Here is a 23,727-nt window from a genome sequence, read left to right as displayed (position 1 = left end):
GTCCATTTTTCAGGTTTATCAATTACAGTTACAGATAGCTTCTTATATTTACTAACCGTTACTTATTATAGTCAGCCCACTTATGAATCACAATCTAGCAAAGCTGCATCCTTATCCTTTTAGCAAGATGACTAATCTACTGGCTAATAGCACGCCAGACCCCGCCTACTACGAGATTAAGCTTGGTATCGGTGAGCCAAAACACACGCCACCCGCTTTTGTGTTGGACGAGCTAAGAGAAAACTTGGACAGTCTATGTCGTTATCCGACCACTAATGGGCTGTTTGAGCTACGCCAGACTATCGCTCACTGGCTTGAGAGACGGTTTTTTCTGCATCATGTCAATGCTAATACTGAAGTACTACCAGTAATGGGTACGCGTGAGGCTATCTTCAGCTTTGTACAAGCGGTGGTGAATCATGATGACAGTGGTTTAGCTGAAAATATTGACCGTGCTGATGGTTTGGATAGTAGTGAGCAAGCGCCCAGTAATGCTACAGTAGTTATGCCTAATCCTTTTTATCAAATTTATGAAGGTGCTGCGATATTAGCCCAAGCAACCCCTTACTTTGTTGCTTGCACCTTAGAGAATAACTTTAAAGAAAACTACCGTGCTGTGCCGAAAAAGGTTTGGGAGCAAACGCAGTTATTGTTTGTGTGTAATCCGAACAATCCAACGGGTACTGTCATGACTATGGAGGATTGGGAGCTACTGATTCGCCTATCAGATCAATATAACTTCATCCTTGCCAGCGACGAATGTTATAGCGAGCTATATTTTGATGAGCCCCCTATTGGTCTGTTACAAGCTTGCGCTACTCTTGGTCGTAATGACTTCAAAAACTGCGTAGTCTTTCATTCTTTATCCAAGCGCTCAAACCTACCGGGTCTACGTTCGGGGTTTATCGCTGGTGATGCTAAGATCTTGCAAAGCTACTTGCAATACCGCACTTATCAAGGCTGTTCTATGCCGATACCCCATCAGCTGGCTTCTATCCTTGCTTGGCAAGATGAAAAGCATGTAGTGCAAAACCGAGCATTATATAAAGAAAAATTCGCCTTATGGATGGCGGAACTCGGTGAGCTATTAGAGCTGCGTATGCCGGATGCTGGGTTTTATTTTTGGATAAAAGTCCCTGACCGTTTCAATGGCGATGATGAGATTTTTGTCAAAGCTTTATATGAACAAGTTAATATTTATGCCTTAGCTGGCAGTTACTTATCTCGTGAAGTTAATGGTCATAATCCTGGTAAAGGTTACGTGCGTATGGCGCTAGTTGCTAGTGTTGCCGAGAGTCGTGAGGCTATCAGTCGTATTCGCAAGCTACTTAGCTGTTAAGTCCTCTACTACTAAGCAGCGGGCTTTTAGCTAGCCACTGCTGCTATAGTTGCTAAAGTACTTAACTAATCTTTACCTATAACTAGCCCCTGCAACTGGTCAGCGGTTAGTTGCTGTTATGATCAAACAGTACTACAAATACTCGCTGCAAACTGCGACTTTGAGCTATTATAAAGCATAACCACAAAGTTATTAAGGATTAATTAGTAGATGGTGCTATAGTAAAGTAACTTTACTTATCATACTGTCAAGGATGATGCTATGCCCCATCTTGATTTTGCTCAACCCCCCTTTGATGTATTGAGCCTCGCTGAGCGTCAAAGCCTAAAAAAGCATACTCAAGTACGCTATTTAGCCGCTGATGAAATGCTACCCACTACTGATTTAAACTGTTTTTTTGTGGTGATAAAAGGCCAAGTCGAACAAACCCTCAATGCTGAGTTTGTGGCTAATTATTTAGGTGGTAATCATACTGATCATATACAAAGCAATGATTGGTTTGACAGTCGTCGTCGCCCTGAGACACTGCTAACAGATACGCCTTCAATCACATCAGCTAGCAACCCTGCTGCAGATTATGACTTTAATAACTCTCAGTCATCACCACACTATCAATACCGAGCTGGCGAAGATACTTTGCTCCTACAAGTTGACGGTGCGGCTATCGATAGAATCAGTGCCCAAAATCATCTAATACGCCAATTGCTATCGGATAAACTACCAGAGCGCCTAAAAGCCTTGCAGCAGCGGCGTAGTGCCCAAGGTCAAGCACTAGGTTTAGGAACCACTAGCTATACAGCACAGCAAGAAGTGCAGCAAATCATGTTGCAGCCGGTGACTGATGTGACCTTGCTACCTATCCATATTATCGATGCTGAGCAGAGCTTATACCAAGCGGCCCAGATTATGACTAAGGCTGGTCTTAAACATGTATTAGTGCGCCCTACTGAAGATTCGGAAACGGCGGCTAGTTTCGATGCTCATTCCAATATCAGTTCCTCTACTACTGCCTCCACTAATGCCTCTGACGTCAGCGCTTCTACTACTTTTGGCTCTCGCTCCGACCGTACTTTAGGGATTTTAACGGATACTGATATTTGCCGTGCGGTCAGCGATCAGCGTGATCCTGCCAACACTGCTTGCCAGCACTACGCTAGCTTTAATTTACGCACTATCGACGCTGATCATGAGATTGGCGATGCGCTGCTGATTATGACTCGCTATCGTATCCATCGACTGCCAGTTATTGATGACGAGGGCAAAGCCATTGGCGTATTAGGTCAAAGCGACATGTTGGCTCATATTGGTCATCACTCACAACTTATTAGTATTCAGATCGAACAAGCCAAAGACTTAGCTAGCTTAGATACAGCAGTAGAGCTAATCGGTCGCTATATTCGTGCTCAACAGCAAAATGGGGTGAAGATTGGTATTGTTAGTCGCATGGTACAGACTTTAAATGCGCAAGTTTTTACTAAGCTGTGGCAACTTATCGTGCTAGAAGAAGTAATGAAGAATAGTTGTGTGATAGTGATGGGCTCGGAGGGTCGCGGTGAGCAAATCATGCGTACTGATCAGGACAATGCCCTTATTATTCGTGATGGTTATAGTCATGAAAGACTAGCAGAGTTTGCCGAAACCTTTAATAATCAATTGGCTGATTTTGGTTACCCATTATGTAATGGCAACATCATGATGACCAACCCTATGTGGCGTCAACAGCTCAAGCCTTTTAAAGCGCAGATTAGCTTATGGTTTAAAAATACTGACCCTATACACAGTATTTATCTGTCTGCCATTCTTGACGGCGAATATGTCTGCGGTGACGAGTCACTGCTAACCCAAATACGCAAACATCTAAAATTCGCTCATCAACACTCAGACCCTATGCTTATTCGTCAGTTTGCGCGTGCAGCCTTACAGTTTGGTGAAGTCAATCAGTGGTGGCAAAAGTTTGTTCCGCTATTAGGTAAGCCAAAGGCTAATAATATCGACCTAAAAAAAGCTGGTATTTTTCCATTAGTGCATGGCATTCGCGCTTTGGCACTCGAGCACGATATTTTAGAAGTTCCTAGCACTAAAAACCGACTCAAACTATTAGTGAATGCACGTACTTTGACCCAAGAACGTGCCGATACCTTGAATGAAGCACTAGAGTTTTTTATGGCCCAACGCTTGTCAGTAGCCCTCATGAATGAAGACAAGTATGCTCACCAAATTGATCCAACCACTTTGTCTGCTCTAGAACGGGATGTGTTAAAAGAGTGCCTTGCGGTAGTCAAAAGCTTCAAGACCCAGTTGCGCCAGCACTATCAATTAGATCTTGGCTAGCTACCGTCTTGGCTAGCTATTAGCCGTTAACTAATCGTAGTCAACTAATGGCTAAAAGAGCGAAAAACGGGATAAGAAATCTTATGAGCTGGTTTAAACAATTATCTTTATCATGGCAGCAAAAGCAGCTTCAGCGCCCGGAGTTGCTGTCAATGTTCGAGGCGCCCATAGCACAGCAGTGGGTAGCGCTTGACTGTGAAATGACCGGACTTAATCCAAAAAAACATCATCTATTGTCGATAGCTGCTATTCATATTAATGGCAATCATATAGATACTGGTAACGGCTTGCACTTAGTCTGTAGTCCACCAGTGATGCCTGAGCGCGATACTATTGTCATTCACGGTCTGCGTAGTGCCGACGTGGCGCAAGGCATGAGCTATGAGGAGATGTTAGCGCTGTTATTGCCTTTTATTAACAACCGACCTATTGTGGGTTTCTGTCCCCAAATAGACATGGCCTTCTTAAACCCCTTAGTTAAGCACTATATGGGTACTAACTTACCTAATAAAGTGATCGATGTGCGGCGCTTATATGGTCAACGAATGGGCGATCATAACCCTAATATTCCCAAGCAGTCACAGCAATTAGCCAAAATACTGGCACATTATGATATTCCCCAGCTTGGCAATCACGATGCTTATAATGATGCGGTGATGACAGCTATGGCTTTTATGCACCTTCGTTGAACTTCATCGCTAATTAAAGCACCTAATACTATTTAAATAATTTTATAATATTGCTGAATTTGCCAATAACGCCGTTGACATAGTCTCGACAATGCTGCTGTAGTTACGCCTAGTTTGCAACTCATGTTACTATAGCTGGCTTTAGTTAATCGACCACAGAATTATCATGTCTATTTTTCCTACTTCCCTTCCCATTCATACCTTTTATAGTGATTCTGCTGTTTACTGTAGACGCTTAGTTATTTTAACGGCCGCCCTGAGCCTCTGTGTGAGTGTGCAAGCGGCACTACCAGCATCTATACAGCTAGCACTGGATAAAGCGGCATTAGCGCCTAATAATATTAGTATCATCATTAGCCCTGTAGGGGACAAAAATGCCAGTCGTCTACCGCCAATAGTAGTAGTGATTGATAACGCAAAAAGTGCTGACGGTATTGACAGTATTGATAAAGTTGCTAATAGCCAATTGCTAACTGCTACTAATAATCCAAACAGCTCAAGCCGCTTAAACACTGTAGATAGCCCTGTTAAAACCAGTCATTCTAATAGCAGCACTCCTAGCAACAGTACTAAAAGCAATGCCACCAAAAATAGCAGCCAAGATAAGTCAGCCCCAGCCTCGATTACGCTAGATAAACAAGCTATCGAACAGCAACAGCGGGCGTTAAATAGTTATACTAATGACCCTTATATTTATCAAAGTTTAGAGTCTACGGCTCCTGCATTACCCAGCATCAACCCCTCTAAACCCTCTATTAATAATAACAGCGACGCCAGTAAAACTACTAGTAACTATTCTAACCTAGCTACTGCTGCCAATCCTGTAAGAGCGCCGCTGTTGAGCCATAACCCTACTAGCGCTCGCACACCTGCCAGCACTATGAAACTGATACCTACCTTTATTGCCTTAGATACTTTGGGTGCTGATTTTGTTTGGTTTACTAGGGTTTATCATAGCGGCATACTCATCGGTAACCGCCTATATGGCGATTTAATCATTCAGGGTAGTGGCGATCCGAAGATGACTCATGAACGCTTAGAGCAACTGCTGTATCGAGTAAAAAAATCAGGTATTGATCATATTCAGGGCGATATCATTATCGATAGCAGTATTTTTGCTAAGGTCAGCAAAAACCCTGCTGCTTTTGATAACGCACCCTTGCAACCTTATAACGCTAGTCCCGATGGCTTTTTGGTTAATTTTAATAGTATAAGTATCAATAGCCATTTGCCAAATAATGGCCAAGCTCAATTAACTTACGTTCCACAACTAGCAAACTATCAACTGCCACCCCTAATTAGCACTCGAGCATCACGTTGCTCGAATGCTGACTATAGCCTAGCGCCGCAGTGGCATAGTGATAAGCTCACCTTTAATACCCAATTACCAGAGAGCTGCGGCGAGCATATATTTTATGTGGCTTATCCAGACGCTAAGGACTTTGCTACTCGGGTGGTTGCAGCCAAATGGCAAGCGCTGGGCAATACTTTAAGCGGAAAAGTCCTTAACCAAGAAATACCTTATAACGCTATAAATACTGCTAGCGCTTCTAAGCCCCCATTAGCCATTAATAACAAGCAACCCTATCGCCAGCATGCCTCGTTGCCATTATCACCATTACCTATTGTCAGCTATCCTTCGCTAAATCTAACCCAGCAGATTTACGATATTAATCACTTCTCCAATAACGTGATGACTGAACAAGTGGCATTATCTATAGGGTCTTATGATCAGAGCGTCAATACGGTTAAAGCCGCTGTATCTAGCACTACATCTGAGCAAGCAACCGTTAATAAAGGCGTGGATAGTAGCACTAGCTTGTATCAGTTCGATAAACCTAAAACTAGCGATTATCCACAAGCATTAGCCACCATCAATCAGTGGTGGCTAAGCCATTTACAGACGCCACCCCCTTATCTGACTAATGGCTCAGGCTTATGCCGCGATTGTACGGTTACAGCGGCTAATTTGAGCGAGCTGCTGACCTATGCTTATAGCCACCCAAGCTTCAATGCTTATGTTGATTCTTTAGGCGTTGCTGGCGTTAGTGGGACTATTTCTCATCATAGCGAACGCTTGCCGGACTCGGCTGCTATTGGACGCGCGTGGATAAAAACCGGCACTCTAAATAACGTCACCTCAATGGCGGGCTATGTCAAAGGGCAGTCTGGACAGGATTATACCGTGGTAGGCTTGATTAATACTGAGCAAGCTATAAATGCTGACAACGCCAGACCAGTGCTAGATGCCATGCTTGATTGGACCGCGCAGCAGTAAGCTGGCGATGACCTCAGCTACTTTATTATTTTAATAACCGCTTATGTTATCCTTTAGCATGGGACAATAGGCGGACCATTACTCTACTTATAGCTAGACCCACATACAGGTAAACTTATGGCGCGCATCACCCCAAACAGCAGCAAAGCTAATCAACAAGCAACCTTGACTACCACTAAAAGTACCGCCAAGTTGACCTTATATATCGGTTTTTTTACCTTAGGGTTCATCATAGCTAGCATTATCTTCATGCTGATACAAAGCAAGTTTGCCTTGAATGCGCAGCTAGTGACGGGACTGTCTATAGTAGTAGGTGCTTATATTGCAGTATATAAATTTATCAATCATCAGCAGCGAGCGCTTACTAAACAAGAAACCAATCGATTAACTATGGGCAGTACTGCTGTCTTGTGGCTGTTGACTGCGGTGTATTTTTTGGGGTTATGGTTATTTTTATTCGATACTGCTAATCGGGCAGTAATGATAGAGATGACCAGACAACAGCCGTTGCCATTACTGTTTGCCTTAGCGATGATGATTATATTTACTTTGCTGATTAACCGTTTCAGTTTAGGAGTATTTAATCGCCTGCTCGACCCTAGACGTAAATAACCAGTAGGCTAAAGCAGGATGGTTAGCTCATACTCACAGTAACTACAAAGCTTTTGTACTATTGATAGAAAAATCCGTTAAGCTATTTTAAATAGTAAGTGTTTTAGTTAGATAGCTACCTTAACTGACTAACGGTTTTAAATAATAAGATTTTATCGGCAATCACTTTTAATACAAAGTGCCTTTATTGCCATTTGTTAGCTAGCATCCTATAGGAGTAAGCATTATGGATATGATATTTTTTGATAGTATCGAGAAGCTTGGTCGCATTGCTTTAACCACAGTGATAATTTATCTGCTTATCGTCTTAGTTACTAAAGTCTCAGGAAAGCGCTCAACTTCCCAGCTTAATAACTTCGATTGGATAGTCACGGTGATGATAGGCTCATTAGGCGCTAGTACTATTTTGCTCAAAGACATACCGCTAATTGAGGGCGCCTCCTCTATTGTCCTCCTTTATCTACTGCAGTATTTAGTGACTAAATATGCCTCTATTTCGCCGCAGTTTAGTAGTGTTATTTTATCAGAGCCACGTATTGTCTTTTATCAAGGGCAGTTTTTACCAGAAGCTATGCAAGCTGAACGTTTGAATCGTCAGGAACTTGAATGTGCCATGCGCAGCGAAGGTATTCATAGCTTATCTGAGGTTGAAGCCATTGTGTTCGAATCTGATGCCAAGCTTACGATAATAAAAAGGGACGAGAAAGTACCAGCTGATGTGGTTCCTGAAACTCTACTCCCTATCATTCAGAATTAAGCCGGTAAAACTATAGCTATAATCGATCTGACCGACCACAAATAGGGCAAGCTACTAATAAATAGTAGCTTGCCCTTTTATTATAAACACCGCACTACTAATACTTTTATAACGAGTGCTAACAACATTGTCTAGCTACTTAATACGTTGCCAAGTCTGCGATCGACCAAACACTGGCGAGCCTACATAGCCTCTAAGTTTTAAGCTTTGCCCATTGTCACTTAAAGTCATTTTACCTGAGTATATTTTGCCGGTTTCAGGATCTACCAGTTTGCCGTTACTCCACTGGTTCTCACCATCAGCTTTCATACCTGTTAATATCTGTAAGCCCTCAATAGGTTTATTTTTAAGGCTGCCTGTACATTTTTCGCAGTTAGCTTTAGCCTCTTTTTTATCAGCTACTTTTATGATTTTTCCTGTGACCTGACCAGCATTTTCACTGAGCTGAACGATAGCCTTTTTTGCGCCAGTCTTGTCATCTATAGTTTGCCATTGGCTACCATTCAAAGAAGCAGCAAAAACAGCAGTGGATAGTAAACTAGCAGTGATAACGGTTAGTAGGCTTGGTATAATGCGCTTCATAATCGATTCCTTTCTTATAGCAATGAGTATAGTAATTAAATATAAAAATAAAAGAAAATAATTAACAGCAGCAATGCAAAACAGTAAGCAAAGAAAAAATTTGCTGTAACCATAATAAAGCTATTATTAAGGGTAATAGAATAAAAAACAATTGTTTATTTGTAAAAAAATATCCAGTAAAATACTGATTTTAAAAGTTTTATTACTTCATTTATCTATAAAAATGGTCGCTATTATGAAAATAAGAATTTTAACCGTAGGTAATAAAATGCCTAGTTGGGTCCAGAGCGGTTTTGATGAGTATCACAAACGTATTCAGCCAATGCTAACTACCGATATCGTTGAACTTGCTGCCGCTAAGCGCGCCAAAAATCCTTCTGATGCTAATTTAGCTCAGTATCGTGAGCAAGAAGGTCAGACTATTCTAGCTGCCCGTAATAATGGTGGTCGTGAACAGCTATGGGTACTGGATGTGAAAGGTAAGATGCTATCGACTGAAGGCTTAGCAGAAAAACTGGCCGACGCTATGCAACAAGGTGATGACGTAGCGCTAGTGATCGGTGGCGCTGACGGTGTCTCGCCTGAAGTATTGGCACAAGCTGATATGAAGTGGTCATTGTCGGCTTTGACTCTCCCGCATCCGCTGGTACGGGTAGTGCTTATGGAGCAGCTATACCGTGCAATGAGTATCAATAATAACCATCCCTATCACCGTGGTAACTAGTCAACTCAGTAATAGGGTGCCTATTAATACTTATTGTAGTGGTAAGCAAGGCCGTAGTAGACATCAGGGTGAAGCATTAGAAATATCGGACAGTAAATAGATTGAAAAACCCTTAAGTGCCCTAATAGATGTACCATGAGCTACCCAAAATCAAGTACTACTAAAGCCTTCTCTTCGCCCTCGTTGCCAGTACCGCAAGGTAAGACTGACAGTGCGCTTACGCCTAACTTGCCGATTACTGGTTCAGTGGCTTGGATCGATGCTCCTGCCAGCTTTACTGCTGCGGCGTGCCTGCCAGCGCTGTTCATCTCGCATGGTGCTCCTACCTTAGCTATCGAACAATCAGCCACTACTAGTGCACTAGCACGCATAGGACATAATTTACCTAAGCCGCGCGCCATTGTCATTATGTCGGCCCATTGGCAATCCTCTAAGCTTGAAATCAGCAGTAACCCACTACCTAAAACTTGGCATGATTTCTCAGGTTTTGACTCTGAGCTGTATGAGATACAGTACCCAGCGGCTGGTCATACCCTACTGGCTGAGTCTCTAGCGCAGCAGTTAAGCGAACGTGGCATTACTTGCCGAGTCAATCCGATAAGGGTTTGTGATCATGGGGTCTGGGCGCCACTACGCCATCTATACCCTGAAGCTGATGTCCCTATCGTACAGATATCTTTGCCGCAAAATTATGATAGCGTGGCTTGTTACCAGTTAGGCGCGCAGTTGGCACAATTGCGTAATGAGCAGATAATGATTATCGGCTCAGGCAATATCACTCATAACTTGCAAGCGATGCGCTGGCAAGCGGATAGCATTGATCAAACCGCTAAAGACTTCAAGCTGTGGCTGCTGCAACAGCTCAAAATAGATATCCCTACTGCTTTGGACTGGCAGCAATACCCCGATTATCAAAACATCCATCCTAGTGATGAGCACTTATTACCGCTGTTTTTCGCTTTAGGTGCTGCCCAGCGAGTCAGCGTAGTACATCAGAGCATGGCGCATCATAGCCTAGGAATGGATATCTATCGCTTTGATTAATGCTTTGTCTAATAATTGAGCTGGCGCTGTAATTATTTCTAAATTTTAGTCATTATTAATCGATAGCTACTATTTATTAAGCTTAGCTGAGTAATAACCTTTAAGCCATAAAAGCTACTTCTCAAAAGCAGGTTTGCTAAACAAGCCTGCACGCTCCATCTCTCCGGCTAAGCTAAATAACGTACTCTCATCATTCATGCGCCCAATCAGCTGTATGCCTATAGGCAAACCCTTTTTGCTCATACCCAAAGGTAACGACATCGCTGGTAGTCCTGTGATATTACCTAATAAAGTAAAGGCCATCTTACCCAATACTGGTTGGCTAAGCTTCTCAATCGCTCCAGAACTAAAAGCAAACTTACCCATATCAAAGCCTTTATTGAGCACAGATGAGCTACGCATTAACATCTCCTCCATACGGCTCGGCGGTAGAATACTGTGCTTGACGGCTGCACTAGGCACTGTCGGGGACAAGATCATATCGTATTGCTCGAGTAGCTTACCAGTCTGATACTGACTGTCGTGCCAGCCATGTTTAGCATGTACCAAATCTACCGCTGATAGCGAGCGTCCTAATAGCGCCATGTTATAAGTTTGCGGTTCAAGATTTCGGACGTGTTCTGCGCCAAATTTGCGCTCAATATTATCAATAGTAAAAGCAGTATGAGCGCAGACTACTACTATAAAATCATGCCAAAACTTGTCTATATTGATCGCAGGTTCAGCCGCGACTACCCGATGACCCATCGCCTCTAACTGCTTGACAGTCTGCTCTAACACGGCCAATACCTCTTTGTCCACTACCGTATTGGCTATCAAAGGCTGAGTGTGCAATGCTATTGTCAACGGTCTAGGCGCACGCATAGCCGCTTGCAAAAAGCTGCCTGTAGGCGGCGCAATCACATAAGGCGCGCCAACTTCTGCGCCACTAGTAGCATCGAGCATAGCGGCACTATCACGCACACTACGAGTAATAACATGATCGGCGACTGCACCATCCCAGCCCTCACCAAAAGCTGGGCCCATCGGGTTACGCCCACGGCTAGGCTTCATACCGAATACACCGCACCAAGCTGCTGGAAAGCGTATTGAGCCACCGCCATCACCGGCCCCTGCCATCGGTACTATGCCACTGCTCACTGCCGCTGCACTACCCCCCGATGAGCCACCCGTGCTATAGCCTTTTTTAAACGGATTATGCGCCGCGCCTGATGATTTAGGCTCAGTAGTGATGATCAGGCCAAACTCAGGAGTATTAGTCTTACCAAACGTATTGACTCCACTGGCTTTCATGCGTTTGACTATTTCGCTATCACTCTCTGATATTATATTGACACTACGGCTGCCCATAGTTATCGGCTCACCTGCTAAGCTAAATGATAAGTCTTTGAGCAGATAAGGCACCCCAGTAAAAGCCCCTGCTGGCAGTCCTGCTTGCGCTGCATCATAAGCACGCTGATCAAAGCGGTGGATAATGGCATTGAGTTTTGGATTCAACTTATTGGCTTGCTCGACCGCAGCATCGAGTAACTCTTTGGCACTGACTTGTCCAGAATTCACTAACCCTGCCAATCCTAATGCATCGTATTGGGTATATTCTTTAAACATAATTTACCTTCCTTAGTGGTATGTCATCGCAAAGTATAGCTTTTTACCATTATGAACAGTAGCAGTCTTACTGAGTAGTTTTCTGTGTTAAAGATAAAAAGTTAAGCAGTAATAATTAGTTAGCTTTATAAAACCGTTGCCATTCATGAAGTGTTTACTAGTAGCACGCTTCAATAAGAACGTCATCCTATTAACCTCAAAGCCATCCTAAAGTTATACAAATTTTATCTTACACTGGTTTAATATAGAGCAGCTTGTCTAAAACTATTACTGCTGTTTTAAATAACGACTTTCGTCCTTATTAACCGATTAATACGAGCAAGTTTACTTATTCTATTGGAACTTGATTGATGATTTATTTACTGTTGATGCTAGTCAAATGGGTGCTTATTTTTCTCATCACTCTAGTGGTGGTGATTGCTGTCGGTACGGTATTATTTCTAAAGTTTGCGCCTACTTTTGGCGGCAGGCCTGATGCGACCACCTTAGCAAGAATTAAAGCATCAAAGCATTTTAACGGTGAGACCTTTGTTAATCTAATACCCACTCATGCCAGCACCCTTGATATAGCTGACATTACCGATGGCGTTAATGATGATGAAAGGCATTTGCTTTTGCAGTTTTTATTCCCGCCAAAAGGCAAAAATCCAAGCCAGCCCATTACCAGTCGCAGCTTGACGCTCATTAATGACGCCAAAAAGCTAAGCACTACCCTAAAAGACGGTGAGTTTGTCTGGCTCGGTCACTCTACTGTGATCTTTCGCCTGGCAGGTAAGATCATCATTACCGACCCCGTCTTTCATCGCGCTTCTCCAGTGCCCATTAGCGGCAAGCCCTTTGCCATGACGCATATGCCAAGCGTCGACGACTTACCTTTCATTGATATAGTGCTCATCTCGCATGACCACTACGACCATTTAGATCACAAAGTCATCAAGCAGCTGGTCAAGCAAAACAAAGCAGGGCATTTTTATGCGCCGTTAGGCGTAAAAGCGCACTTAGTGCGTTGGGGCGTGCTTGCAGATAGTGTCACCGAGTTTGATTGGTACGAAGAAATAACCGTTAGCGATAATGACCTCACCCAGTTAAAGCCCAGCAATCCAGCGTTAATAGAAAATTCGGTACAAAACAAACGGCCACTTGTTACCGATGAGCTGCGACTAGTCTTTACCCCCACCCGTCACTTTAGTGGTCGCCGCATCAAAGGCCATCGCACCACGCTGTGGGGCAGCTGGGTAGTACAATCAGCCCCCTTGAATGTCTACTTTAGTGGCGATGGCGGCTACTCTAATGAGTTTGCTAATATCGGCGAACATTATGGTCCGTTTGATATCGCCTTTATGGAAGATGGTGCTTATAACGAGCGCTGGCGTGACGTGCATATGTTGCCCGAGGAATCAGCGCAAGCAGGATTTGATCTACGAGCCAAAGTGGTGCTGCCTATTCATTGGGGCAAGTTTGACTTATCGACGCATCATTGGCGTGATCCGGTGCGCCGGATTAAGCAAGCCGTTGCTAAAGGCAATGAAAAGGTATTAGAGGACTGGCAAATCAAACTAGCATCACCAAGAGTTGGAGAAGGGTTTACTTTGGTTAACTTACCTACTGAGGCTTGGTGGGAAGCAGAAGACTAAAACTGTACTTAGCAACAAACTATTCGCCAACCTATCAGCCAAACTATCAGCCAAACTATAAAGTCATCAAAGCGGTAAGTTAATCAAAGCCATAAACTTATTAAAACTACAAATGATCCAAACGATAATACTAAGGACAATCATGAACCAAACCACAGCCCATACCACAGCCAAACCGCAAGCCCTACCACTACGTAAAGACGTGCCCACCCATCTAACGTGGGACATGACAGCCCTTTATGCCACGCCTGATGACTTTTATGCTGAGCTAGAGCAAGCAAGCCAACTTGCTGAGCAGCTGAGCAGTACTCAAATGCTAAGCTTAAGCAATGCCGCCAGTATCATTCGTTTGCTAGAGCTGTATGAGCGCTATCTTATCATTCTATCTAAAGCAGGTACTTATGCTGGGGCACAAAGCGCGGTTGACATGACCGACAGCGAGCTACAAATCCGCGCCCGCGACTTTGACTCAACCGTGGCTAAGCTTAATAGCCAAACCACTATTGTGCTGCAAACCCTCAAACAGGCCGATGAGACATTATTAACCCAAGCCATTGACCTTAATGCCAAGTACAAGGCCTTTTTGACCGACTTACTAGCGCAAAAGCCCTACACCCTAAGCTTAGAGGTCGAGACAGCATTGGTGTCCTTATCACCAGTGTTAGACTTACCTTATAACAATTATGAGCAATGTAAGCTGGCCGACATGAGGTTTCCTGACTTCAAAGTTAATGACTCTGAAGGTAATACTAAAACCTACCCGCTTAGCTTCTCAGCCTTCGAAAACGAATACGAAAGTGATCCGCGCACCGACTTTCGCCGCGCTGCCTTTAAAGCTTTTTCATCACGATTACGTCAATCGCAGCACACCATCGCCAGCGACTATCTTACTCAAGTGAAAAAAGAGAAAATCCTCGCCGACATGCGCGGCTTTGACTCGGTATTTGACTATCTCTTGCACGAGCAAAAAGTCCCGCGCGCCATGTATGATGAGCACATCGATACCATCATGAGCCACTTAGCTGAGCCAATGCGCCGTTACGCCCGCCTGCTACAAACGGCCAACGGCATCGAGCAAATGAGCTTTGCCGACCTAAAAGTGCCACTAGATGCCAATTTCGTCGCCAAAGTCAGCATCGATGAAGCCCGTGACTATTGCGTGGATGCCCTAACGCTATTGGGCGACGATTACACCGCTATGGTCAAGCGCTCCTTTAACGAGCGCTGGTATGACTTTGCACAAAACCAAGGCAAAAGCACTGGCGGATTTTGCGCCTCCCCTTATGGTGAGCACTCTTATATCTTACTATCTTGGACCGAAAACCTAGGCGACGTCTTTACCCTCATTCACGAAATCGGTCACGCAGGGCACTTCTATAATGCAGGTCAGCAGCAAAATTACTTAAGCTACGAGCCCTCGCTCTACTTTATTGCAGCGCCCTCAACTTGCAATGAGCTACTACTCGGTCACCACTTATTGCAGCAAAAGCAAGACGATATTACCTTTCAGCGTTATGTCATCGGCTCCTTACTGTCCAACACTTACTATCACAATTTCGTCACCCATTACCTAGAAGCGCACTTTCAGCGTGAAGTCTACCGCGCTGTCGATGGCGGCAAAAATCTAAGCACCGAAGATCTTCATGCCCTAAAAAAAGCCACCTTGCAACAGTTTTGGGGTGATACGGTAGAGATTGATGACGATGCCGCCCTCACTTGGATGCGCCAACCGCACTATTATTTGGGTTTATACTCTTATACTTACAGTGCTGGTCTCAGTATCGCCACCCAACTGTTTAAAAAGCTGCGTAGCGGTGACTCATTGAATGACAATATCATCGATGACTGGTTAGCGGTACTTCGTGCAGGCGGCAGCAAAACTCCAGCCGAGCTGACGCAAATGGTTGGCGTGGATATAACCGACAAAGCCACTTTGATTGATACTATTGGCTTTATTAGTGAGTTGGTGGATCAGGCGATTGCGCTTACTGAGCAGATGCAAGAAGGGTAATCTTAGACAGTGCAGGGTTAAAAACCCAGCCTACGCGAACTTGCTTAATCTAGGTAAGGTTTAGCTTTTGTAGGCTGCGGCTTTAACCAAGCTTTACTAGATTTTCGAATCGTTTATGGCTTTTAGGAAGACAGTACCAAAATCCGAAGGCGACTCATTATCTTTTGATTGGGCAACTAAACTTGGCCCAAATACCGTGAGGAGATGCGTGTGCTCAACACCTTCCTCGATCCGGATTATTAAGTTTCTTTTATTTTGGAATGGTGTTGGCATGATGGCGACAAATTAATGACCTTTATTGATTTACCCGCCTTAAAAACTAAGGTGTTTGACAATATAAAAGTGATGCAGGCTAATCGAACTCCTCTATGCCCACAAACGGGGAAAATCTATTGATTAAAAACCAGCCATAACGAGGGATTAATGAAAAGGCAAATTATCTAATCATAATTCGCCTTAACAGTAGCAAATAAAAGTTCGCTAGCACACTACATTAGTAATTCACGTTTACCGCTCTTACCCATAGAGCTGACTAGTCCAGCCTCCTCCATCGAGTCGACGATGCGGGCGGCACGGTTATAACCAATGCTAAATTTGCGTTGGATGCTCGAAGCTGACACTTTGCGGGTTTCCATAATAAAACCTACTGCCTCATTATATAGATCATCATCTTCGCCAGATGGATTACCAGTACTACCGCCACTAGGACTAGACAGTTCAAAATTGCCAGCCATATTATCGATATAGTCTGGGGCACCACGCTCGCGCCAAGCATCACAGACACTATTAACTTCTTCATCACTAACATAAGCGCCATGCACACGATCCGGCTCGATCTGTCCTGGCCCTAAGAATAACATATCACCATTACCGAGCATGTCCTCAGCGCCACCGCTATCGAGGATAGTACGAGAATCGACTTTTGAGTTCACTCGCAAAGCGGCACGCACCGGAATATTCGCTTTAATCAAACCAGTAATGACATCAACAGAGGGACGCTGAGTCGCTAGAATTAAGTGAATACCTGCTGCCCGCGACTTTTGCGCCAAGCGGGTGATTAGTTCTTCGGCTTGCTTACCAACTTGCATAATCATATCAGCAAATTCGTCAGCGACGATTACGATCATCGGTAGAGTCTTCAGCTTAGGAGCTTGGCTGATACTCACATTATCGTTAGGTCGCCATAACGGATCTAACATCGGGTTGCCAGCCTGTTCAGCGGCAATGACTTTTTTATTGAACTCGTTAAGCTTACGCACTTTGAGCAAACTCATCAGCTGATAACGGCGCTCCATCTCGGCCACACACCATGACAAGCTACTAGCGGCTTCGGTCATATCAGTGACTACAGGAGTCAATAAATGCGGAATATCATTATAATTAGCCAGCTCCAGCTGCTTAGGGTCAATTAAGATAAGGCGCAGCTCATTAGGGGTGTATTTGAGCAGCATCGATAGTAGCATAGCGTTGACTAGTACTGATTTACCAGAGCCTGTGGTCCCAGCAACTAGCATATGTGGCGCGCGTGCCAAATCGGTAATAATCGCCTTACCCCCGATGTCTTTACCCATAGCCATACTGATTTGTGCGCTAGAGTCTTTGAACTTTTCGGTGTCTAATAGTTCAATCAAGCGTACCATTTCACGCTGTTTATTCGGAACTTCAATGCCAATGTACGGTTTACCAGGAATAACCTCGACTACCCGCAGCGACGCCATCGATAATGAGCGTGCTAAGTCGCGTGAGATACCAGTGACTTTGCTAGCTTTTATGCCAGCAGCCAAATCGACCTCAAAGCGAGTCACTACTGGCCCCGGAATAGCATTAACTACATTGGCTTTGACATTGAACTCCTGTAGCTTAATCTCTAGCAACTCTGATAACTGCTCAAGCTCAGCCTCAGTATAACTAGGCTGACGGTTAGGATCAGGTTTATCAAGGATAGCTATCGATGGAATAGGTGACAAGCTAGCGCGATACGCAGCTGTTTGCATTGATCTTGAGCGCGTAGTAAAAGCCGCATCATCATGGATAGCTGCCATCGTTGGCGCCGGCATATCATCAACTATGCTGTAGTCTTCAGGCATCATATCCTCGATATGATTACTAGAATCTCCCTCAGGTACTGCAAAGCTGAAAGTTGGCTTAACATCAGCCGTTGGCGCAGCTTTTGGATCGGATGGTGGCGTGTTAGTCGGTGTCATATCAACGGTTGTTGAATATTGCTCAGTGCTAACAGCTGCTGACTTTATTTCCGCCTCAGTTTCTGATGGTACTATGATTCGCACTTTTCTTGCTACAGTTGGCTGCACTAGAGCTGCTGTGGTCTCCTGCTCTAACGCTGTAGTGCTGGCACTCTCTACGGTGTTAATAGCGGCGGTGTTAATAGCGGCGGCGCTAATAGCAGCTGGACTGCTTACAACTGCACTATCTATCGCTGACGAGTTGCTGAAGGTATCGGTGCTATCTGTTGCTGCCAAGCCTTGTTCTAAATAGCCTTGTTCTAAATAGCTTGGTTCTACATAGCTTTCTTCTACCAAGCTCTGTTCTAAATACTCTTCTTCTAGAGCGCTGTCTTCTACAGAGTTATACTCAGCCAGATCATCGACTGGCACTGCTAGATCTGACACTGACTCGACCGGTGCTGATTGACTAGCGTCAGCAAGTCCAGAATTCAAAAACTCAGGGCTTGAGGGAACTGTTAAAGACTCCATTGCCTGCTGGTCGGTGGCGAATTGATTGGTCAATAAATCATCGACCATATTCGGATCGTTCCAAGCAAAGCTTGGCTCAACTTTGCGTAGAGGTGCGACTGAAGAGCTGGCGACCGTTGGATTTAAATTAGTATTGTTATTACTGAAATTATCGTTGCTAGCATTCTCTTTGCTAGTAGTGTTATTAGCATTGCTATTAGGCATAACCGTTGCCGTTTGCAAATTCTCATTTCGCATTCTACTATTGGCTGCCGCTTCTGTAGCTGCTGCCATAGAGGCCTTAACACTCTCGCCCAATCCTGACTTAGTTAAGAAGTCGGTTAACACATTACCAAAGCGACCTTGCTTATGCGTCTCTGGCGCTGTGGATAGCTGAGTGGCATCCAGCTCAAGTGGTAACTGACCGAAATCTGGTTTACTACGCTTCATCTTGCTAGTCACTAAATCATCTTTAGCCGTCACAGACTTATGGCCAAGGTTAGTGCCTTGTTGTGGCAGATCGTCAGCTACAGTAATAGACGACTGAGAACTCGCTGGCGCTCTTAGCCCCGAACCTAACCAAGACAGACGAGTTAATTTATAATAAAGCGCTTGCCAATGAATATTAAAGGCAAAAGTGGCGGTGATAATAACGAATACCGTCAAGAATGCCATGCTGCCCCACTTTGATAGTAGGTGCGCTAAACGGGCTTGTAGCTCTAGACCTATGATGCCACCAGCTACCCCTTGTAGACCAGTAGATATAGGATCTACTACTTGCTGAATCAATGCGATCAACTGTGCAAACAAGGCACTAGCGCTTAACAGCAAGAATACATAAGCCACTAAACGCAATAACCAAAACGTCGGTTTGTTATCCCACCAAATCAAGATAGACTCATACACCAAAAACGCTAGTAACCACCACGCGCCAAAGCCAAAAAAGCTATACAATAAGTCAGATAACCAAGCGCCCATCGCCCCACCCATATTGTTGATGGTGGTCATATCGCTACTGATATGTGACCAGCTAGGATCGTTACCAGTATAAGTCAACAAAATGACAAACAGATAAACTGCCACCATTAGACCTAAAATAGTAAATATACCTTTTTTTAAATAATCGATAGTCGCTGCTGATATCACGTAAAATCTGCCTTGTTGTATAATTGATGCTGGATAATGGTCAAGTGCTGCTTAAAACGGGTCGAACCTACTATTACTAAAGTGGGTTCAATGGTCACAAATAATTACTGCTCAGCCTAAGCTTTTCCACCTAAACTTAGGTCAGCTGCGGCATAACTGCTTATAATAACAAATACCTGAGGTAGGTGGCGACTGTGTTGATAATAAACTGATTAACTTTTAAAAATAACTCATTTATAACAGTTAATTACAGTATTAAGGGTAGTAAAATCGTTTAAGAAACTAGCCTTGCCCCTTGATAGTATACTGAGCGCCCTAGGCTTTGATTATAACAATACCTATGTTTATTTTAGCAAACTTGCACTTTTTGCTTACAGCGCTTATGTTAGTGCTAACTTGCATTTAGTCTAACTTGCCTACAATTATAAATTCTAACTATAAATTTTGGCTGTAAATCTAGACTATACATCCCAATTATCATTCTTCATCCCAACAAGGAAATACTATGACCACTGATTCAACTGTAGATAATGCCAATAAAGATAATGAAAAAGGCCCACGTCACGAAAAACTTATCATTCTAGGGTCAGGCCCTGCAGGCTATGCTGCTGCTGTTTATGCCGCTCGTGCCAACCTAAAGCCAGTAATGGTTACTGGTTTAGAAGTCGGTGGGCAGCTGACTACAACGACTGAAGTCGATAACTGGCCTGGTGATGCTTACGATTTGACAGGTCCTGCACTGATGGATCGGATGAAGTCCCACGCTGAGCGTTTCGGTACAGTCCTAGTTTATGATCATATCAATGCCGTTGACCTTAGCGAGCGTCCCTTTAAGTTAACGGGTGACAATGGCAGCTATACTTGTGATGCATTAATTATCTCAACGGGTGCTTCTGCCCAGTATTTAGGCCTCGAATCAGAACAAAAATTCAGAGGCTTAGGGGTTTCTGCTTGTGCTACTTGCGATGGTTTCTTTTATAAAGATCAAAAAGTAGCGGTGATCGGTGGTGGTAATACTGCGGTTGAAGAGGCACTTTATTTATCCAACATCGCTGCTGAAGTGACTATAGTACATCGCCGTGATGGTCTGCGTTCTGAAAAGATTTTACAAGACAAACTGTTTGAAAAAGCTAAAAATGGCAACATCAAGATTGAGTGGAATCATAGCGTAAAAGAAGTTGTGGGTGATGATATGGGCGTTAACGGCGTTATTATCGAATCTACTATTGATGGTAGCACTAAGCAACTAGACGTTTTCGGTATGTTCGTCGCTATCGGTCACAAGCCCAATACTGAGCTGTTTAAAGATCAACTAAAGATGAAAGATGGCTATATCGTGGTGAACAGCGGTCTTAATGGTAATGCGACCCAAACTAGTGTGGAAGGAGTATTTGCTGCAGGTGACGTCGCTGATCATGTCTATCGTCAAGCGATCACTTCATCAGGCACTGGTTGTATGGCCGCGCTTGATGCCGAAAAGTATTTGGATGCTATAGGTGAAGCTGTTGCTACCGATCATACTTATGCTTCAACTTTAACCGCTGATAAAGAGACTGCTGATAAAGAATCAGAGGTTTAAAAGTGCGCGAATCGTCCGCTAGCATTATTGGTCACGCTGACGATAATGCCCATCCTACCTCTGAACATGTTACTAATGCTCTAAAAAATCTTGGGTGCTATGACTTCCCAAATCCGATAGCTGTCGATCCTGACGGTATCGGTATCATAGCTGTGGGCGCTGATTTAGCGCCTGAAACCCTGATATCTGCTTATGCGCGTGGATTATTCCCGTGGTTTAATGAAGATGAACCTATTGCTTGGTGGTGTCCTGACCCTCGTTGCGTAATAGTACCAACTGCTTATCAGCCAAGTAAATCATTACGTAAGCAAGCCAAACGTGAGCGCTGGCAGTTAACGGTCAATCAAGCTTTTGATGAAGTTATACAGGCTTGTAGCTTACCACGCTGTGATGGCTTCAATGACCAGCAGCCTGAAGGCGAGCACACTTGGATTCACGCTGAGATGATTGAGGCTTATAACCAGCTACACGACTATGGGTTCGCTCATAGTATTGAAGTTTGGGATGCCGATAGACAGCTGATTGGTGGCCTATATGGCTTGAAGATTGGTAATATTTACTTCGGTGAATCAATGTTTCATACCGCCTCTAATGCCTCCAAAATAGCCTTTTGGGGCCTGATGCGTTTATGCGAACAAAGCGAGGTGGCATTAGTAGACTGTCAGTTATCTAATGATCATTTACTGAGCTTAGGAGCTATAACAATGACACGTAAAGACTTCTTGACTCAGCTGGATGACTTGATCGCTAGTCCTTCAGTAAAATGGCAGCGCAGCTCGCATAAGCCATTAGCCGTTACTCAGTTAGATACTGCCACACCTTGGCAGTTGCAGGACTGAAGTTGCGGTTTTAAAGAAGCTAGTTATTTACATTACTTGCCATTATTGAAGGTTTAAATGAGCTTTTTATAGCTAGTTGCCTCACTTTGCATAACTATTATGATAATAAGGTTCGCACATGACAGCAGATACCTCATTTTTACTCATCGGTAAATTAGCTAGTCAAGCCAATACTACCAAAGATACTGTGCGTCATTATGATGAACTCGGCCTGCTCAAATCCCGCAAGCGCCAAGCAGGATCACGGTTTTATACTGAGTTCCATCCTGAATGTATCGAGCGTATTGAGTTGATAAAAAGTGCGCAAGCAATTGGTTTTACTTTGACTGAAATCAAAGATAGCCTTAATGATTATTATGACGGTTATCTTAATCTTAATGAGCAACTTTTGCTTACTGAACAAAAGCTTGAGCAAGTTAAAAAACAACAAGATAATGTCAACCTGATGGTTGAACTATTAACTCAGCGCATTACGACGCTTGAACAAATGAAGATTGATGATAACCATAAATTCAATATTGATATCTGTAAAAATTAATTACCTTTATCTTCTGTTGTAGGCTGGCGCTTTTAGCCCAGCATTGTAATTTTTAAAGTTTAAGCTGCATAATTAAAGCATCAATCGCAGGATAATTTGGTTGGCTGTAGTAGCCTTTACGCTGATGAATAACGATAAATCCTTGCCGCTCATACAAAGCTATGGCTGGTAGATTATCTGCCCGCACTTCTAATAATAAATTTTCAACTTTATTATCTTGCAGCTCTTTATTTAGCTTAATGAATAATTGTGAGGCAATACCTTGCCTCTGATAGTCAGGATGCGTACCTATGCGCAATATCTCTGCTTGCTCAAATATCATTTGATAAAGACAATATCCGACAATATCTTCTACTCCATTCTTGATAATTAACAGTTGAACGCTATCTTGCGCCAGTAATTCAATAATAGCTTTATAATCCCACGCTTCTTGCAATTGTACGATCGCTTCAATTGATGCAACAGTTCGGACACTAGGCTCGTTTTCATCATTCACATCTGTTAGTTTTTCTACAGTTAGCATCAATTTTCCTTTGTTAGATAAGTCCTATATATAATAATGGATTCAAGGATTTTGTGTAAGGTAGGTTGGTTTATTCAAACTCTCATATAAGATGAAGAGTAAACATAACACGCCATTTGATGTTTAATCATAGATTGGCAAGTTACATTTTTGCTAAACCATCCGACGTTAGCTGAGTATAGTTTAAATACAATTTATGGAGTTAAATGAAATGTCAGTTATGGGATGGATCGAAAGTGCCGTGTGCCCTTTTGAAAAAAATTTTATGTTTCCTGTAGCTTTTGAAAGAGTGTACAAGAACTATTGGTATAAATTTGCCGAGGATAATAATTTATATTGGCTTAAGTTCTTTCTATACGGTATCGAAGTTGAAAGAGCTAATTTTGATGAAGTAAGGACAGAATTGAAGTTATTTAAGGAGTTTTTATTAAAGGGAGAGGAGACTTATTATTTATCTGAAAGAAAGTATATTCTTTCTAGAATTGAATTATTTTTTGAAAAGCTTGATGAAGCAGAGAAACTTAGAGAAGATATAGTTCTATATGTCGGTTAGATTATAAGCGCACCATCAATTAGAAAATATAGTGTTCAATATCGAATGAATTATTCCTATAATTAATCTAATAGGACTTTATTTAAACTCTTATTTGGTGCACAAGGCTCACCCTACGCCTACTTGATATTTCAGGATGTTGGGTCTCGTCCCTCGACACCAACCTACCTTTATTATAACCCACAAAAAAGCCACCCTCTTTCGAGAATGGCTTCTGGCTAGCCGTTCAGCTTAAGCTACAGAATAC

At 43.3% G+C, this 23,727-nt stretch carries 18 protein-coding genes; 14 read left to right on the top strand and 4 right to left on the bottom strand.

Annotated elements, in window-relative coordinates; translation table 11 throughout:
* Positions 1-82: 82 nt before the first annotated feature.
* From dapC to JMY09_RS02085, 6 genes are all read left to right on the top strand, one after another.
* Positions 83-1,339: a succinyldiaminopimelate transaminase gene (gene dapC / locus JMY09_RS02110; protein WP_201621909.1), complete on the top strand. Its 1,257-nt coding sequence runs from the start codon at positions 83-85 to the stop codon at positions 1,337-1,339.
* A gap of 261 nt (positions 1,340-1,600) precedes the next feature.
* Positions 1,601-3,670, top strand: coding sequence for a DUF294 nucleotidyltransferase-like domain-containing protein (locus tag JMY09_RS02105; protein WP_201621908.1), 2,070 nt, complete (start codon positions 1,601-1,603; stop codon positions 3,668-3,670).
* A gap of 83 nt (positions 3,671-3,753) precedes the next feature.
* The gene (locus tag JMY09_RS02100; RefSeq protein WP_201621907.1) at positions 3,754-4,359 is read left to right on the top strand and encodes a 3'-5' exonuclease; all 606 of its coding nucleotides are present in this window, start codon (positions 3,754-3,756) and stop codon (positions 4,357-4,359) included.
* 166 nt (positions 4,360-4,525) lie between these two features.
* Entirely contained in the window at positions 4,526-6,637 is a 2,112-nt protein-coding gene (locus JMY09_RS02095; RefSeq protein ID WP_227677107.1) for a D-alanyl-D-alanine carboxypeptidase/D-alanyl-D-alanine-endopeptidase, read from the top strand.
* 117 nt (positions 6,638-6,754) lie between these two features.
* On the top strand, positions 6,755-7,249 hold the full coding sequence (locus JMY09_RS02090) for an ABZJ_00895 family protein (RefSeq protein ID WP_201621906.1): 495 nt from the start codon (positions 6,755-6,757) through the stop codon (positions 7,247-7,249).
* Between the two features lie 226 nt (positions 7,250-7,475).
* Positions 7,476-8,006 (top strand): DUF421 domain-containing protein, encoded by a 531-nt coding sequence (locus tag JMY09_RS02085; RefSeq protein WP_201621905.1) that lies wholly within the window; start codon positions 7,476-7,478, stop codon positions 8,004-8,006.
* A 135-nt stretch (positions 8,007-8,141) separates the two neighbouring features.
* On the opposite strand, the gene JMY09_RS02080 is transcribed toward JMY09_RS02085, so the two are convergent.
* Positions 8,142-8,588, bottom strand: a complete 447-nt coding sequence (locus tag JMY09_RS02080) for a DUF2147 domain-containing protein (protein ID WP_201621904.1) — start codon at positions 8,586-8,588, stop codon at positions 8,142-8,144.
* A 235-nt stretch (positions 8,589-8,823) separates the two neighbouring features.
* Between JMY09_RS02080 and rlmH the strand changes: the two genes are divergently transcribed.
* A complete protein-coding gene (gene rlmH, locus JMY09_RS02075; RefSeq protein ID WP_201621903.1) occupies positions 8,824-9,312 on the top strand; it encodes a 23S rRNA (pseudouridine(1915)-N(3))-methyltransferase RlmH in 489 nt (162 codons plus the stop codon).
* Between the two features lie 135 nt (positions 9,313-9,447).
* Complete coding sequence (locus JMY09_RS02070; protein WP_201621902.1) at positions 9,448-10,356, top strand: DODA-type extradiol aromatic ring-opening family dioxygenase; 909 nt, start codon at positions 9,448-9,450, stop codon at positions 10,354-10,356.
* Between the two features lie 114 nt (positions 10,357-10,470).
* Here JMY09_RS02070 and JMY09_RS02065 read toward each other — a convergent pair whose 3' ends face one another.
* Positions 10,471-11,964 (bottom strand): amidase, encoded by a 1,494-nt coding sequence (locus JMY09_RS02065; RefSeq protein ID WP_201621901.1) that lies wholly within the window; start codon positions 11,962-11,964, stop codon positions 10,471-10,473.
* Between the two features lie 350 nt (positions 11,965-12,314).
* Between JMY09_RS02065 and JMY09_RS02060 the strand changes: the two genes are divergently transcribed.
* Complete coding sequence (locus tag JMY09_RS02060; RefSeq protein ID WP_201621900.1) at positions 12,315-13,598, top strand: MBL fold metallo-hydrolase; 1,284 nt, start codon at positions 12,315-12,317, stop codon at positions 13,596-13,598.
* 142 nt (positions 13,599-13,740) lie between these two features.
* Complete coding sequence (gene pepF, locus JMY09_RS02055; protein ID WP_201621899.1) at positions 13,741-15,609, top strand: oligoendopeptidase F; 1,869 nt, start codon at positions 13,741-13,743, stop codon at positions 15,607-15,609.
* Between the two features lie 488 nt (positions 15,610-16,097).
* On the opposite strand, the gene JMY09_RS02050 is transcribed toward pepF, so the two are convergent.
* Positions 16,098-19,448: a DNA translocase FtsK gene (locus JMY09_RS02050; RefSeq protein WP_201621898.1), complete on the bottom strand. Its 3,351-nt coding sequence runs from the start codon at positions 19,446-19,448 to the stop codon at positions 16,098-16,100.
* A 505-nt stretch (positions 19,449-19,953) separates the two neighbouring features.
* On the opposite strand from JMY09_RS02050, the gene trxB reads away from it, so the two are divergent.
* The 3 genes from trxB (at position 19,954) to JMY09_RS02035 (ending at position 22,404) form a co-directional block, all read left to right on the top strand.
* Positions 19,954-21,027, top strand: coding sequence for a thioredoxin-disulfide reductase (gene trxB / locus JMY09_RS02045; RefSeq protein WP_201621897.1), 1,074 nt, complete (start codon positions 19,954-19,956; stop codon positions 21,025-21,027).
* A gap of 26 nt (positions 21,028-21,053) precedes the next feature.
* Positions 21,054-21,866, top strand: a complete 813-nt coding sequence (aat, locus tag JMY09_RS02040) for a leucyl/phenylalanyl-tRNA--protein transferase (protein WP_201621963.1) — start codon at positions 21,054-21,056, stop codon at positions 21,864-21,866.
* Positions 21,867-21,984: 118 nt separating this feature from the next.
* Positions 21,985-22,404 carry a MerR family transcriptional regulator gene (locus JMY09_RS02035; RefSeq protein ID WP_201621896.1) on the top strand — a complete coding sequence of 140 codons (420 nt, stop codon included), beginning with the start codon at positions 21,985-21,987 and terminating at the stop codon, positions 22,402-22,404.
* 52 nt (positions 22,405-22,456) lie between these two features.
* Here JMY09_RS02035 and rimI read toward each other — a convergent pair whose 3' ends face one another.
* Entirely contained in the window at positions 22,457-22,927 is a 471-nt protein-coding gene (gene rimI / locus JMY09_RS02030; RefSeq protein WP_201621895.1) for a ribosomal protein S18-alanine N-acetyltransferase, read from the bottom strand.
* 211 nt (positions 22,928-23,138) lie between these two features.
* Between rimI and JMY09_RS02025 the strand changes: the two genes are divergently transcribed.
* Positions 23,139-23,480 (top strand): hypothetical protein, encoded by a 342-nt coding sequence (locus JMY09_RS02025; RefSeq protein ID WP_201621894.1) that lies wholly within the window; start codon positions 23,139-23,141, stop codon positions 23,478-23,480.
* Positions 23,481-23,727 lie beyond the last annotated feature (247 nt).

The organism is Psychrobacter urativorans (assembly GCF_904846695.1).
Classification (GTDB): domain Bacteria; phylum Pseudomonadota; class Gammaproteobacteria; order Pseudomonadales; family Moraxellaceae; genus Psychrobacter; species Psychrobacter urativorans.
This window is presented reverse-complemented; position numbering and strand designations above follow the sequence as displayed.

Coding starts and splice junctions, on each gene's coding strand:
- dapC (WP_201621909.1), top strand. CDS start 83: ATGAATCACAATCTAGCAAAGCTGCATCCTTATCCTTTTAGCAAGATG.
- JMY09_RS02105 (WP_201621908.1), top strand. CDS start 1,601: ATGCCCCATCTTGATTTTGCTCAACCCCCCTTTGATGTATTGAGCCTC.
- JMY09_RS02100 (WP_201621907.1), top strand. CDS start 3,754: ATGAGCTGGTTTAAACAATTATCTTTATCATGGCAGCAAAAGCAGCTT.
- JMY09_RS02095 (WP_227677107.1), top strand. CDS start 4,526: ATGTCTATTTTTCCTACTTCCCTTCCCATTCATACCTTTTATAGTGAT.
- JMY09_RS02090 (WP_201621906.1), top strand. CDS start 6,755: ATGGCGCGCATCACCCCAAACAGCAGCAAAGCTAATCAACAAGCAACC.
- JMY09_RS02085 (WP_201621905.1), top strand. CDS start 7,476: ATGGATATGATATTTTTTGATAGTATCGAGAAGCTTGGTCGCATTGCT.
- JMY09_RS02080 (WP_201621904.1), bottom strand. CDS start 8,588: ATGAAGCGCATTATACCAAGCCTACTAACCGTTATCACTGCTAGTTTA.
- rlmH (WP_201621903.1), top strand. CDS start 8,824: ATGAAAATAAGAATTTTAACCGTAGGTAATAAAATGCCTAGTTGGGTC.
- JMY09_RS02070 (WP_201621902.1), top strand. CDS start 9,448: ATGAGCTACCCAAAATCAAGTACTACTAAAGCCTTCTCTTCGCCCTCG.
- JMY09_RS02065 (WP_201621901.1), bottom strand. CDS start 11,964: ATGTTTAAAGAATATACCCAATACGATGCATTAGGATTGGCAGGGTTA.
- JMY09_RS02060 (WP_201621900.1), top strand. CDS start 12,315: ATGATTTATTTACTGTTGATGCTAGTCAAATGGGTGCTTATTTTTCTC.
- pepF (WP_201621899.1), top strand. CDS start 13,741: ATGAACCAAACCACAGCCCATACCACAGCCAAACCGCAAGCCCTACCA.
- trxB (WP_201621897.1), top strand. CDS start 19,954: ATGACCACTGATTCAACTGTAGATAATGCCAATAAAGATAATGAAAAA.
- JMY09_RS02035 (WP_201621896.1), top strand. CDS start 21,985: ATGACAGCAGATACCTCATTTTTACTCATCGGTAAATTAGCTAGTCAA.
- rimI (WP_201621895.1), bottom strand. CDS start 22,927: ATGCTAACTGTAGAAAAACTAACAGATGTGAATGATGAAAACGAGCCT.
- JMY09_RS02025 (WP_201621894.1), top strand. CDS start 23,139: ATGTCAGTTATGGGATGGATCGAAAGTGCCGTGTGCCCTTTTGAAAAA.